Source organism: Lewinella sp. IMCC34191, from assembly GCF_003390935.1.
Taxonomy (GTDB): Bacteria; Bacteroidota; Bacteroidia; order Chitinophagales; family Saprospiraceae; genus Neolewinella.
This window is the reverse complement of the sequence record NZ_QNQZ01000001.1, coordinates 15220-29599: the sequence shown is the minus strand read 5'-3', so window position 1 is coordinate 29599 and position 14380 is coordinate 15220. Positions and strand designations below refer to the sequence as shown.

6 protein-coding genes are annotated in these 14380 nt (G+C 59.5%); all 6 read right to left on the bottom strand.

Annotated features, from left to right (window positions below):
- Positions 1 to 25: 25 nt before the first annotated feature.
- Entirely contained in the window at positions 26 to 3634 is a 3609-nt protein-coding gene (locus DRW39_RS00090; protein WP_157975828.1) for a DUF4450 domain-containing protein, read from the bottom strand.
- A gap of 53 nt (positions 3635 to 3687) precedes the next feature.
- Complete coding sequence (locus tag DRW39_RS00085) at positions 3688 to 6603, bottom strand: glycosyl hydrolase (RefSeq protein WP_116104964.1); 2916 nt, start codon at positions 6601 to 6603, stop codon at positions 3688 to 3690.
- A 20-nt stretch (positions 6604 to 6623) separates the two neighbouring features.
- Positions 6624 to 8177, bottom strand: a complete 1554-nt coding sequence (locus DRW39_RS00080; protein ID WP_198664728.1) for a sialate O-acetylesterase — start codon at positions 8175 to 8177, stop codon at positions 6624 to 6626.
- Positions 8178 to 8280: 103 nt separating this feature from the next.
- Positions 8281 to 9792: a RagB/SusD family nutrient uptake outer membrane protein gene (locus DRW39_RS00075; protein ID WP_116104962.1), complete on the bottom strand. Its 1512-nt coding sequence runs from the start codon at positions 9790 to 9792 to the stop codon at positions 8281 to 8283.
- A 17-nt stretch (positions 9793 to 9809) separates the two neighbouring features.
- A complete protein-coding gene (locus DRW39_RS00070) occupies positions 9810 to 12944 on the bottom strand; it encodes a SusC/RagA family TonB-linked outer membrane protein (protein ID WP_116104961.1) in 3135 nt (1044 codons plus the stop codon).
- A gap of 319 nt (positions 12945 to 13263) precedes the next feature.
- Positions 13264 to 14304, bottom strand: a complete 1041-nt coding sequence (locus DRW39_RS00065; RefSeq protein ID WP_116104960.1) for a GntR family transcriptional regulator — start codon at positions 14302 to 14304, stop codon at positions 13264 to 13266.
- Positions 14305 to 14380: the final 76 nt, after the last annotated feature.

Sequence of the window (14380 nt, the reverse complement as noted above, 5' to 3'; positions counted from 1 at the left end):
GGCCGATTAGACTCGGAAATTTCATTTAGGGTCTTACCAGGGTTGCGGCGAGCAGCCCGATAACCACGTCGTTGGCCAGCGTCCGCAGCGTAAGCGATTGAAGTTCCTTTCCGGGGTCCAGCGGCAGATCGAGCACGGTAGCCGCCCCACCGTCGATACCGGTAGTGGAAAATCCCTTGATATCGATGTAGGCCGGATGTTCCGGAACGGAACCGTCCTTCAGGTGCACCCGTGGCGGACGGGCGCCATCGGCGTAAAAAGCGTAGCCGTCGAGGTAGTAATCCTGCTCGATGGGCACCCAGTTGTCGGGGTTACGGAGCGTTAGTTGACTGTTGGTGCCGTCGGTGTACCGTACTTCCACCACGCCGTTGTCCAGCCGGCTCTGCATCGGGTTGGTCGACCCCGCCATCAGCAGATAAAGGTGTTCGGCCTTGCCGGCAAGCGGTACCGCCAGCGTGTCGGGGAAGCGGTCCCACCGGGAGGTAAAGGCGATGTTGTTGACGCCCGGCTCCCCGGCGAGTTGGAAGCCCAGCCCGGAGGGCATCTCATACACCCGATCCGATCCGGCGGCCGCCCAGAGCCCCGACGGATCGATGTTCATCTCCACGTTCGGGTAGCACCAGTTCCCGATCCCGGTGACCGGCAACTGAACGGTTGGTGAGCTGGGGCGCGGCGTATAGTACTGGGCCTCGAAAATTTTCCCTAGGGGGGCGTTCAGGTAGGTTTGCAGGTCGATAAAATCCGTCTGCTGCCCCTCCGCAATTTGACCGGACCAGTCGGTATGCTGCGCCGCTACTGTAGTTCCTTCCCGGCTCGTCAGGGATAACCGGCTAGTACCGTAGCCTACTGCCTGTTGGTCGGGTATACGGATCTGGCTTTCTTCCCCCGCCGCTAATTCCCGGCTTGCCAGGATCTCGGATTGCCCGCCGCCCGCGTACACGTCGACCGCCTGCGGCTGACCGGTATTGTTGCGCACGCGCCAGGTATTTTCTTTTGCGTCGAAGCGCAGGTAGAATGCCGGTACCACGGAGACGGAAACCGCTGACCACCATGTACCCTTCCCCTGGCGTAGCCGAACGAAAAAGGTATGCGCTCCGGTGTTGTCGGAGGCTGTCCCCCGTAGTCCGTTGCCCGTGAGCCGTACCGTATCCCACACCCCCTGCGGATCATGGATGTCCAGTAGCGACAGATCAGATTGAGCCCATTCGTAGTTCTCCCCGCTCACCAGTTCACCGGGGTAGTTGAGCGTTTGCCATTCTTTCTCACCGTACTGAATTTGCAGGGTGTCGGCGCCACCCGCCGGAGCGGTGATGCGAATCTTTGGCTGGCCGATAGCCTCCTCCAGGAAGGACCAGCTCACCGGCTCTCCGTTCAGGCGCACCGCCTTAATCGCTTTGCGGGGCGCTATGCGCAAGTCCCACTCCTTCAAACCGGACAGCCGGGAGGTCAATACGTAGGAAGCTTCCGCTCCGTCCTCGGTGAAGGCCAGGTCGATGTCCGGCAGGGAAATGGAAGCACGGTCCCACTCGGCGGGGAAGCCGGGTTCGACGATCATTTTCCCGTTGAGCATGTCGGGGCGTATCCCGAATAAGCCTTCCACTAAGGTGCGGGCGACCATCGCGATCGGATCGGCGAAGTCGCGGTACAGCTCGCCGCGGATGGCATCGTAAAAGGAAAGCTGCTGGATGGATCCGGGAGAAGCCCCCAGGTACATGCTCTCCATCAGCGCGCTCTTCCACAGTCGGTAAGCATCATCCGGCCGGTTTGCCTGCCAGTAGGCCAGCGAGGTATGCATGACTTCGGCCAGGGCCACGTTATTTACCGACCAGGTATAGGGAAGCCAGTTGGTCGTCGAGATAGTGTACAGGCTGGTGTCGGCCAGGCCCTCGGCCCGGATCGGAATGCGCGGTATTTCCCGTCCCACGTAGTCGGTCAGCTGGTAGGCCTGAAAGGGATCGGGGACCTCGCTGTCCAGGGCATGGTACACCGTCCAGACGGCGGGCGACGTATGCCGCAGCTGTAGACCGAGCAGGTCCTGGTACTCGGCGAAGGTGCCGCGTTCCGGCAGCCAGAGTTGCTTGTTCAGGGCGGCCAGGATACGCCTGGCTTCCCGCCGGTAGGGTTCCGGGTCCTTGCCCAGCCGCTCCGCCAGTTCGGCCGCGCGGGTGTTGGCGTAGTAGTGATAGGAAGAGGCGTGGGTAACGCCACCGCCGCTGTACTGCACCGCGTCACTGGCCCAGATGCTGCAGTAGGCATCGTAGAGGTGGTCGCCGTCGGCGTCGAAGTTGCGTTTTTCCCAGGCCAGATGCCGCTCGATGACGGGCCACATTCGCCGGGCCATCTCCAAGTCACCCGTCCAGTCCAGGTGCCGGAGCAGCGCGTCGATGTACACCTGATTCATATCGTAGTGGTGCGCCCGCAGCCGCTCACCTCCCGGGTAGCGGGAAATGTAGCCCTCCGTAAAGACGGCCGTCCCAATCTCTTCTACCTGCCGGGCGAAGTTCCGGGAAGTATCCGGCACCACGGGCCCAGTGGCCGGCTCGGTGAGCTGCGATTTGGCGTAGGCGGAAAAGTGGGTTCGGCCCCGGTCGTGCCAGCCCAGCGGATCGGCGACGTAGGCCCCGCGCCAGCCCACCAGTTGTTGCCGCCAGGCAATCGCCCCGTGGTGGTAGGCCGGGTCTTCCCAGATGCCGTCGGCCGCCACGGCCAGAGCTCCGCCGAGGGTATTGATGTAAGGATCCGGAGTGGTCACCCGGACCCGGTTAACCAGCTCCAGGCGTTGCTTGTCCGCCCGAGCAAACAGGGACGGTAGCCGGGCCTGGTCGATGGTTCCCCCCGTGGCTCCCATGACGACTACGCCGTACTGCCAATCCGTAGCGAGCGCGGTTTTCGCGGTAAGCACGGGGTGGTCCCCCGGCGTGGCGTTTTGCAATTTCCTAGGACTCTCCTGGTGGGAGGCGTCAGCCAGGTGGAGGGCAGATCGTTTTGGAAAGTTTCCCCGCAGTTGTTTGCCTTCTACCTGCGCGCCGTCGCCCTTCTGGCCGTACGTTAGGGTGAAGGCGCTCCCGTCGATGGTGAATTTATTGCCGGTTGCGTGCTCCGGCGTGAGGTAGAATACCGACTCGGGATCGGCACCGATGTCCCCTTCCCGGCTGAAACGTTCGTCCGAGGCGCCGCCGAAGGCCAGGAGCAGATCGGCATCCCGTGAGCCGGCCGAGGCTCGGAAGCGGTACACCATGCCGTCCGTATCGCGCAGGGCCAGTACCTCCAGTTCCAGGGTATCGGCGCCCAGCAGGGGGTCCGTGATCGTGTAGCGCATCTTGCCCGGATCGTACACCGCGCGTATGCTTTGGGCTTCGATCAGCCAGCGGCTGTCGTCCCGCTTCACCAGACCGAAGCGCAGCGTGCCGGCGAGCCGGGGCCGGTAGAGGGCGAATTCGGGTAGGTCGCCCGCCTCTACGCGGAAGCCGCTCGGACCGCCGTATAGGGCGCGGTTGAAGCGACGCTCCCCATTCTCGATGACAAAGGTGCCGCCCTCCGGAGCGTAGCGTACGCTGCGGGGGATGCCGTGCCAGTAGGCGGACGAGTCCACCTGCGCGGGAAGCGCGGTAAAGCAGCCGAGGGTCAGCAGCAAGCTTAAAACGAAGGTATGTGCGGATACGTGAGGCAAATTGCTCGAAGTAGGTTTTAGTAGTTGGTGAAATCGCGACCGGGGGTCAGCGTGACCGGCCCCACCAGGCCGGAAGGCACCGGCTCCCACGCGCTGGCGTCGAAGATGCCCATCGGGCCCCGGTTTTCCGCGCGGCGGGCGGGGAAGTTGGTGTTGTAGAAGCGCTTCCAGAATACCCCGCGGCGATCGAGATCGATGATGCGGTTGATCATCCGGTTCGATACCTCGATCGACAGCACGTTCTGCTCCTGTAGCCGGTCGGCGGGAATCTCCACTTCGTAGCTCGGTCCCACCAGGGTGGCGAGGGAGTCACCGTTGAGGTGGACGCTAGCGGTTTCGAATACCTCCCCCAGATCCAGTAGGTAGCTTTCGGCCTCCTCGTCCGGTCGGTTGAAGCGGACGGTATAGCGTCCGGTACCCGCGAAGGTCCGGTACGAATCCGCTCCGAGATCGGTCCATGACCGCGGCTCTTTCAGATCGGTGGAGGGGGGTAGTTCCGGTCCTCCGGTGATGAATTCCAACTTCCACTCCCCGTCCAGATTGCGGGTAGGCCCGGCAGCCTGAAAGTAGGGCCACTTCTCGCCGCTCATGCCTTCCGGGCTTACCCAGACGAAAGTCGATGCTCCCGCCGGCAGGTGTAGCCATACGTTCATCGGTCCACTATGGCTAGTCTGGATCCGACCCATTCCGCGCCGCCCGGTCATGGGATCCAGGATGGCCGCCGCTTCTCCCTCCGCCCGCAGGGACACCCAACCGTCCGTTGCGGAGGAAGTCGGATTCAGGATGAAGTAAAGGGTTCCGGACGCATACGCACGGCGTTGGTAATGCAGCCCCTTCTGAACGAGCGTCTCGGCCTCAATTTCACCGGCTTCCAGCGCGGCGGTAACCTCGCTTCCCGCGAGAAGGCGACCGGCCCCGTAGGCGGCTTCCATACCCTGGGAGGTCCGGTTCCAGTCCAGTTGCCCGTACAGCTCCGCGAGTTCGGCTTCCTGCTTTTCGTACGCATGTAGTCCGGGAACCGACTTCGGCAGTTGGCCCTGAAAGATGATCGTAGCCCCCGCTTCCGCCAGGTCGAATACCTTCCGCACACTAGCGAGGGGCATGTAAGTAGTCCGGGGTACCACGATCGTGCGGTAGGAGGCCCCACCGGTCTGGAGGCCGTCGGAATAGGTAACCCCATCTAATTGGCGGTCGGAAAGGAAGTCGAAGGCAAATCCCGCATCGAGCAGTTCCTCGCCGAGTTGGCCTACTTCCGAATTATCCAGATCCCCCCCGTGGCCGTCGAAGTGTTGCAGCAGTTCCGACCCGGGCGTGGCGTAACGGTCGTAGATGGGGAAGTAGAGCAGGATGTCGTTGTCGGGCTGCCCGGACTGCAACAGGCTCTGGGTACGGGCCACGTAATCGTTGAACGCCTTGAGGTCCCGCCACATCGGGTTGCGATCGTTCGCGTGGAAGGCGGCGTAGAAGAGCCGACCGGGATAGGCGTCATCGTCGGGCGAATACGCATTGCCGTGGTAGACCACGTGGTTGACGCCGTTCACGAAGTAGCGATCCAGGTTCTCCTTGAGATCCGCCCAATTGGATTCAAAATGCTCGCCCAGCCAGGTGCCCGCTTCGGCGCTGACCAGCGGCTTGCCGGTGACGTGGGCGGCCGAGGTCGCGAATTTGATGCGCAAAGGTTGCGTTCCCTCGGTCTCCGGGATGTCGGAGGCGGCGTACAAATCCAGGATGGCGGCGGGTGAGCCGTGCGCCTGGTTGCGGATGTCGGCGTCGTGGGTATCCGCCCACTCGTCCCAGCTCCGGGTAAAGGTTTCCAGCAGGAGGTCGGAGAAGGTTTCCCGCACGTCGGTCAGTACCCGGGCGTGGAGATCATTTTGCTCGTCGAAGAGTACGGGGAGCTGCTCGCGTAGGTCGTAGCCGCGCTTCTCCCGGAAAGCGGAGAATAATTCCGGCGTCCAGTTGGCCTGGCCGTTCGCGTCGTCTACCTCGTAGCTGTCGTTAAAAAAGGCACGCAGGGCGCCAATGTCTTCCCCGGCAAAGGCTTCGTCAAAACGCTTGAGGTAGTGCTTGATCGCCGGTGTCGAGAAGTGGTCGATCACGATGCCTTCCCCGCCGGGAGCGGCTCGTTCCACCATTTTGCCGTGCTGTCCGGCGAAGAGCGCTATGACCTTCCAGTTGCCGGCGGGGGCCGTCCACGCCAGTTCCCCTTCGTCGCTTACCCGATCGGTCAGGTTTTCCGTCTTCCCGTCAGGTCCGTAAGCCATTACGGTTACCTGCGAGAGGGAGCGCGCGAAACGGATCTGATCGATCGCCAGTGCCTGTAAATCTTCCGATTGCAGAAAGTCCGGTGTGAGCTTTTTATCATCCGCTTGCATGGCCTCCCGTACCGCTTCTCCGCTGATGTCGGCGTAGTCTTGGCCGGTTTCCTCCGCCAGGCGGTAAGCCGCTAGTACCGGACTGCCGGCCCGACGCTCGATGGGCTCCTGCTCGTAGACGATCTTTTCCGTGATGGTTTCGCCTTCCTTCAATTCGTAGGTCCGGTGGGCGAGGTACTTGGCTCCGTCCGCTTCGTCAACCCACGGGCCGCCGAACGGCCAACCGGTTCCCGTAGCCATGTCCACCTGCATGCCCAGGCGATCGGCTTCTTGCAGGGTATGGACCAGCAGGCCGACCCATTCCGCCGAGAGGTATTCCACGAACTCATCTTCCTCTCCGATCACGCCGAAGATGGGCGTGAGTTCAACACCGCCGAAGCCGGCTTCGGCCAGGGTCTCCAGTTCGGAGGTGATACCGGCTTCGGTGACCGCGCTGCCGTGCCACCACCAGCGGGTCCACGCTTTCGTTTCGGCATCTACTTCCGGCCATTCGGGAAGGTCAGCCTGGGCGGATACACCACAGGAAAGGAGGAAGAGTAAGTAAAAGAGATTCTTCATAGTGTTGATACTGGTCCGCCTCACCGGCGACCGTGGGTCGGACCGGTAAAGTCGTCGGTGCGGAAGGGGGAAGCGGGCACGCCGCTGTCGTTGGTCAGGTTGGGGTTCGCCGGGTTTCGGTTGAAGGCATAGCGGACGGCAACGGGCCGGTCCACGGATGCGGAGCGGACAACGACTTTATCCTTCCCAACGATGTTAGCCTCCGCCCAGGTCCATTCTCCATCCTGACCGGCAACCGCGAATTCCGCCGGTGCTTCCCCGTCCCGGGTAGTCAGCCCATCCCCTACCCGGTCGAAGTAGAGAATGGCTTTGCTGTTTTTGAACTTTACGCGTTCGAAGCGGGGTCCGCCGGCCAATTCGTCGGCACCGTATACCTGCGCCAGGGCCCACCTAGCCAATCGCGACCCGACGTCTTTCTTGTTGGTTGGGTGAATGTCGTTGGCCTCGCCGACGTCGATGGTGACGATCAGTCCCGTGTTGTCCACGGATTCCGCTACGCGTCGCTGCCGGTCGCGCAGGTGACTCCAGGCTTCATCTTCCGGTTGCTCGGATACCGCCCGGAAATTGGGGAGCTGTACGATGGCGAAGGGGAAATCCCCCTGTCCCCACTCATCCCGCCAGGAACGGATCATCGTCGTAAGTAGTCCTTCGTATTGCTCGGCACGCTCTTCGTTGGATTCTCCCTGGTACCAAAGAGCACCCCGAATGGCGAAGGGAGTCAACGGCTCGATCATATTCCCGTAGATGGACCCGGCGATGCGGTAATCGCGTAGCGCATCCGGCACCCGGGGCGGGCGGGGCAGCTTGTCGCCGCTCTCCTCGGCGGCCGCGCGGGCGGTTTTGTACTCGGCAACCTGACGGTCGAACTCAGCCTGCACCGCGGGGCGTTCGGCCGCCCAGATTTCTTCGCGGGCGATGGTGGGCGCCAACGCCGTATCCGCGGCCAGGTAGCTCCGGGGCGTCCAGGCTTCGGCTTGCGAACCTCCGTAGGATGAGTTGATCAAACCGATGGGTATCCCGAGCCGCCGGTAGAGATCCAGTCCGAAAAAGTAGCCTACCCCGGAAAATTGAGGTACGGTTTCCGGAGAGCACCTCACCCAGTTGGCCAGTTTACCCTCTTCGCGACCGAAGGCCACCGAGCGGCTGACGTTGAACAGCCGGATCTCGGGATAATCGGCCGCGGCAATGGCTTCTTCTCCGCCCGCCGATTCCAGTAGCCGCCATTGCATATTTGACTGACCGGTACACAACCACACTTCACCGACTAATACATCATCGAGGGTAAGGGTACCGTCTCCGGTAATCGTTAACGTTGCCGGGTCGGCGGAGGCTTCCATGGGAGCAAGACTCACCCGCCACTGTCCGGTTTTATCGGTCTCTGCCTGTACTTCCTGGCTGGCGAAGGAGACGGTAATACGCGATCCAGGCGCGGCTTGCCCCCATACCGGAACGGATTGCTCCCGCTGGAGCACCATATGGTCGGTGAATAGGTCGGGCAGCCGGATCTCAGCCGCCAGGCCCGTGGCCAGCAGCGTCAACCAACACAAGCAAGCAAATCGATAATATATTTTCATGGTCAGGAGCGTAGGTAAAGAATTGTCCGCCATCCTACCCAGGGGCAGGCTGGCGGACGCCTCATCCATATCGGTCTAAAGGGGGAACTGGGATATTACGAGCTTAGTAGCCTGGATTCTGTTCGTACAATCCTTGCTTCACATCTAATTGCTGTTGCGGTACCGGGTAGATAATGTCATCCACCGTTACCGTTTGCATTTTGTTGTTGACATCTTCCGTGGCGATGAAGGCGTTCATTACGTCGATGACCGTCCCGGTACGGACGAGGTCGTCCCAACGCAGGTTCTCACCGGCAAATTCACGTCGCCGTTCTTCGAGCAGCATGTCCAGATTAACATTGGATACGTCGTCCAGCCCGGCACGGCGACGGACCGCGTTGACGGCTTCGTCCACGTCCGACTGAGATCCCGAAGCACCCTGCAGGGTACATTCAGCCCGCAGCAACAATACGTCGGTGTAACGCATGATCGGGTAGTTCAGCGACCAGTCGAAGCGGTCGCCGCCGGCCATATCCTCATCCGTGTATTTGTCGAAGAACTGCGCGTCCACCTCCTCGCCGTTATCGTTGATGTAATTAAGCTTAAAGGTGTGCTCGACCCGCAGGTCACCTTCCGGGTAGCTATTCAGCAGATCTTCGGAAATCCGTTTGGCACCGTCTCCGGGATTGCCACCCGGGAAGGGAAGATATACGCGGGCCCACCCTTCGTCGTAGTACTCCGTCGGGTAGTACCCGCCGGCACCAACCCCACCGCCAATGAACTGCACGTCCCACACAATCTCGGAATTACCCTCATTGGTGTAGCTGAAAATGGCTCCGTAATCGTCCAGCATGGCAAATTGATTGCTGTTGATGATATCGTCCAGCATGGAAGCCGCCATATCGTATTCCCCCGAAGCCAGACACGGACCGTCGGGGTGCAGCTGCGGTCCGGACCGGGTCAGGTATACCCGCGCCAGAATAGCCTTGGCCGCCAGCGACGTAGCGCGGCCCCGATCGCTACCGGAGTAGCTGTCCGGTAAGTTGTTCATCGCGAACTCCAGGTCGGAAAGGATGAGTGCGTACACATCCTCAACAGGGGCCCGTGCGATTTCCAGTGCTTCGTCGGGGGAAACAAAGGTTTCTATAAGGGGAACGCGCCCGTACCACTTGACGAGGTCGAAGTAGAAGAAGGCCCGCAGAAACTTGGCTTCCGCCTCGAAGCGGGTGGCCAGATCGGCATCCCCGATAACACCGGCGTTTTCAGCCAGTTGGTCGAGCACGGTGTTGGCGCGCATGATCGCATTGAAGTTGAGATTCCAGGCGCGGTCGACCGTACCCAGCGTAGCGATAGTGGGCTCGAAATTATTAATGGCGTTCCAGTCCCGGACCCCGGCATCTCCCGGAGAGTAGATATTATCGGACCTGCTCTCATCCAGGATGACGTACAGCGCCGGATAATCCCCACCGCCGGAGACACCGAGGCTGGCGTAAACCCCGCTCACCGCCTGCTGGAAGTCGCCGGCGCTGCTAAAGAAGCCATTGCTGCCGACTTCGGAAATAGGAGTGAGATTGAGATCGTCCTCGCAGGCGGAAAACCAGCAAAAGGTCAGTAGAAGTATAAGTAGTTTTTGCATGTCGTTCGATCTTGGAATTAGAAGCTGAGGTTGAGGCCGAAAACGATGGACTTGGATAGCGGGAAGGCCCCGTAATCGTCACCGTCACTATTGACGGCCTCCGGGTTGTAGCCGCCGTCGTACTTGTCACCACCGAAGTAGTTCTCGATATTGGTGTACAGGCGGGCATTGCTGATGCCCCGCACATTGATGAGGCTTCCGAGGTCATAGCCCAAGGTGATGTTACGCACGCGCCAGTAGTCGCTGGGATAGAGCCAGTCGGTATTCTTGATACGTCCGAAGGAAGAGTATGCCTTCCCGCGCTCGCCGGCGCCCGGATCCTCTGCGCTGCGCCACCGGTCGCGATGCAGTCCCAGCGTATTTTCCACGAATCCCATACCGGTACGGTCCAGTCCCCGGCCGAAAGTCGAGTATATCTTACCGCCCCACTGGCCCTGTACGAGTACGCTCAGGTCAAAACCCTTCCAGCGGAAGGTATTGGTGACTCCCCAGACGTAGTCCGGATTCGGGTGGCCCGAAAGAACCCGGTCATCGGGGGTGATGACCCCGTCACCGTCGGCGTCGACGTAGCGCGGGTCACCCTCCTCCTGGTTACCGTAGAGCGCAACACCCGATTCGATATCCGACCGGCTCAGGATGCCGTCCTGCTGGACGACGTAGAGGCTGTACATAGGCTGTCCAACCATCAGGATATTGTGGTTGATATCGAAGGCGCCGCCCAGGATCGGGGCGTTCTCGGGACCTAGCTGAACCACCTCATTGTTGTTGTGGCTGAAATTCAGGTTCGTCGTCCAGCGGAATTCACCGGTCAGGTTCTGGGTCTGGAGTTCAAATTCCCAACCGCGGTTCAACACTTCGCCAATATTCGTCAGCGCGGAGCCGAAGCCCACGGCCGTAGGGATCGGAATACTCAGCAGCAGGTCTGAATTTCGCTTGGTATAGACGTCGAATGAGGTATAGATCCGGTTTTCGAAGAAGCCGAGATCCACGCCCACGTTCACCGTCTCGGAGGTCTCCCAGCTGAGGGAAGAATTGGCGAAGTTGGTCGGAACTTGCCCCGCCGCCAGCGATCCTCCGAAACTGTAGTTGTCAAATCCGAGGATGGAGACGTGGGAATAGTTACCGATACCGTTGTTGCCGGATATTCCCCAGCTGCCACGCAGCTTCAGGGTGTTGATCGTGGATACATTCTGCATGAACGACTCTTCCGATACCCGCCATCCCAGGGACACGGAAGGGAAAGTTCCCCACTTGGTCTCGGGGCCAAAACGGGAGGAGCCGTCCCGGCGAAGGGAACCGGTGATGAGGTAGCGATCGCTCAGGTTATACTGTACGCGACCGAAGAAGCTGATCAGGGTGTTTTCTGTCTCGGCCGTGAAGGTGCTGTTCGGGTTGATGTTGGCCGCATTCAGGGTGGTGATGACTTCTGAATTAAAGCCGCCCGCAGTGCGGATCGCAAAATTGTCAAACTTGGTTGCGTTGTAGGAGGTACCCAGCACCGCAGAAATATTGTGAATGGACCCGAATGTGCGGTCCAGGGACACGGTGTTCTCGTTAACGAAGGTCTGACGACGGTAGCCGGAAAAGTCTCCGCCCGCCGTCCGGTTCCGCGTTACAAAAGCCGGGGTGTAGCGTTTTTGTGTCTGATCGGCATTATCCAGGTTGAAGGAAGAGCGCAGACGGACACCGTCCAGCAAGCGGTACTCGGCAAACAGCGTACTGATCGTCCGGAAGATCTTGCTTTCCCCGATGGAGTTTTCCACTACCCGTACCGGGCTCGAGCGGGAAGTTCCCCAGTTGTACAGGCCGAAGTCGCCGGTATTGTAATTGAGTCCTACGGAATCGTCTACCACCGGGGCCATGCCGGCGGCAATGTGCATCTGTTGGTCTTTGCCCTCTACCCCCGGATCGTTCGCGATGGAGTAGGACGGTGAGACGTTAAGGCCCAGCGTCAGCCGATCGCTGGCCGATACCTCCAGATTCGCGCGGGCAGAATACTGCTTGTATCCGACACCGATGGCTATACCCTCCGAATCGAGGTAATCCCCCGATACGTAGTACCGAACGATATCGTTGCCTCCGCGCGCGGAGAGGGTATGGTTTTGCACCACTCCGGTACGGAACAGTTCGTCCTGCCAGTCCACGAACTGTAGGCCGGGGTAACCGGGCTGGTCCCAGCGGGGATCTTTGATCAGGTTATTGTTAAACCCGCCGATGATGGCTTCCCGTTCCGCGGCCGTCTGGTCGGCTGTACGCCCCTCACCGGAATTCACCCAGTTGTGGTCGATCACTTCCGAAGCCCGGTCGATCCATTCTTCGGCGCTGAGCACGTCCAGTTTCTTAGCCGTTTTATTCCAGCCGTAGCTGGTATTCAGCGAGATTTGAGCTTTGCCCTGACCGCCCTTCTTAGTCGTGATCAGTACTACGCCGTTCGAAGCGCGGGAACCGTATATCGCGGCGGCGGCGGCATCCTTAAGCACTTCGATCGAGGCAATATCGTTCGGGCTGATGTTGTCCAGCGGATTGCCCTGACCGAAGCCCCCGCCACTACTTTGCCCTGCTGTTTCGAGCGGGAAGCCGTCGACCACGTACAGTGGCTCGTTGTTGGCGCCGATCGATCCCGTACCCCGTATCTGGATACTGAACCCGGCGCCCGGTAAGCCGCTGGTCTGCTGCACCCGCACGCCGGCCATCTGCCCCACCAGCGCCTGATCGACCCGGGCGATCGGTCGTTCGTCCAGATTCTCTGCATCAAAACTCGCGATGGCTCCGGTCACGTCGGCCTTCTTCTGCGTACCGTAGCCGATCACGACCACCTCGTTGAGTAGCGCACCGTTCGCCATACTAACCTCCACGTTCGATACCCCGGCGATGGAGACGGTTTCCGTTGTGTAGCCGGTATAGGAAATGTCAAGTGATTCGGCTCCTTCGGGTACTTCCAGCGAGAACGTACCATCTAGATCGGTTACGGTGCCCATTCCCGACTCCCCTGCTACGGTCACACTCGCGCCGATCAGCGGCTCTTTTGTTTCGGCATCGGTTACCGAACCCGTCACCGTTCGTTGTGCCCACGCTGCCGTGGTGCTTAAAAATAACAAGCACAGCAAAATCGCTCTGCCGCCGGCGTTCCGGCCGTCTATTTTCAGTTTCATATTACGTGAGTTGGTTACGGAGCACGAATATTAACGTTAACCCCGTGCATGATCAGAATAAAATTCGCCCTCAAGGTAGGTTAGCAAATCTTCTTAACTGTTCTGCACTGTTCCGAAAACTAAATCCTGGCATCCATTTTCAGCTATAACCATCCCCTTTGTGAAGCAAGTCCACAATTGAGAGAAGGGCCTCTACCCCACCCCAATCGGCATAATCGGGCGGCGAGCTCAGGTAGAATATTCGTGGCAAAAGGAAGGCCACCACTTCTCATGTTTCCATTACCCCGAAAGAAGAAAGCGGAGTCGGAAACGGTAACAATTACAGGGAATTCCGGAGCTGAATGTGGAATGGATTTGCCATATGCCCTCCGTTGCCATCGCGGATACACTCGGCGGCCTTGCGCCCGAGAACACCGAAATCGGTCGAAATCGTAGTGATGCCGTCCAGCAGGATTTCCTTTAGCGGCGTTTCGTTGTAGCTGATGATTCCGATATCCCGACCTACCTGAAGGGTATCCGCCTTCGCCCGTTTGATCAGGGTCACCAGATCGTCTTCCATCAGGTTGATGAATGCATCGCCCTTCTGGATCGCATCCTTCCGAATATCACTGACCAGTGTATTCGAGAAGGCATACTCGGCACAAAATTTAAAGAACCCGTCCTTGATAGAGCTCGGATGGTAGGTGTAGTCCGGAAAGATCAATTTTAGACGCTGGTACCGGGATAGATTGTCTTTGAGCTCGGTCAGCGCGTGGTAGATATCCCGTTCGAAGTCCTGGTATATCGTAGCGAATTCTCCCTCGATACCATCCATCTTTTTGTCCAGGATGATCAGCTTCTCGGGAGGAATGGTGCGGATCACATTCAGCGCGTGCTCCCCCCCCTCCAGGAAATGTGAAATGAGGACAAAGTGGGTATAGTCTTCGTGCAAGCAATTCGAGATGATGTTCTTGAAGAGCTTGAAGTCATTGTTGTAGATGTAAAAATTGATCGTGGCACCGTCTCCAAGGGTTTCCGAGAAGGCATCGTAGATCAGCTTTTTGTGCCCGCTGAGCTTGTTGAATAGCAGCAGGATACGCGGCCGCTTTTTACCCGGTTTTACCTTGACGTAGTACCCTTTGCCGGGCACGCTCTCGATCACCTGTTCCTTTTTGAGCAGGTCGTAGGCGCGCACGACGGTATCCCGCGATATGTCGTGCTCGATCAGCAACCGGTTGACCGAAGGGAGTTTATCGCCGACGACCAGCCGCCCGTCTTCGATAGCGTGCGCAATCGTATTGACGAGTTGCATGTACTTGGGCGTCTTTGAGTAATCATCCAGTACAATGAGGAGTCGGTCGCGCTTTCGGTTCACACCCATGACCCGGCAACTTTACGCGATGAGATAATGGGGGAACTGGAGCACCTGAACATAGCCGAATGGATTACAGGCGATA

Coding starts and splice junctions, on each gene's coding strand:
- DRW39_RS00085 (WP_116104964.1), bottom strand. CDS start 6,603: ATGAAGAATCTCTTTTACTTACTCTTCCTCCTTTCCTGTGGTGTATCC.
- DRW39_RS00080 (WP_198664728.1), bottom strand. CDS start 8,177: ATGAAAATATATTATCGATTTGCTTGCTTGTGTTGGTTGACGCTGCTG.
- DRW39_RS00075 (WP_116104962.1), bottom strand. CDS start 9,792: ATGCAAAAACTACTTATACTTCTACTGACCTTTTGCTGGTTTTCCGCC.
- DRW39_RS00070 (WP_116104961.1), bottom strand. CDS start 12,944: ATGAAACTGAAAATAGACGGCCGGAACGCCGGCGGCAGAGCGATTTTG.
- DRW39_RS00065 (WP_116104960.1), bottom strand. CDS start 14,304: ATGGGTGTGAACCGAAAGCGCGACCGACTCCTCATTGTACTGGATGAT.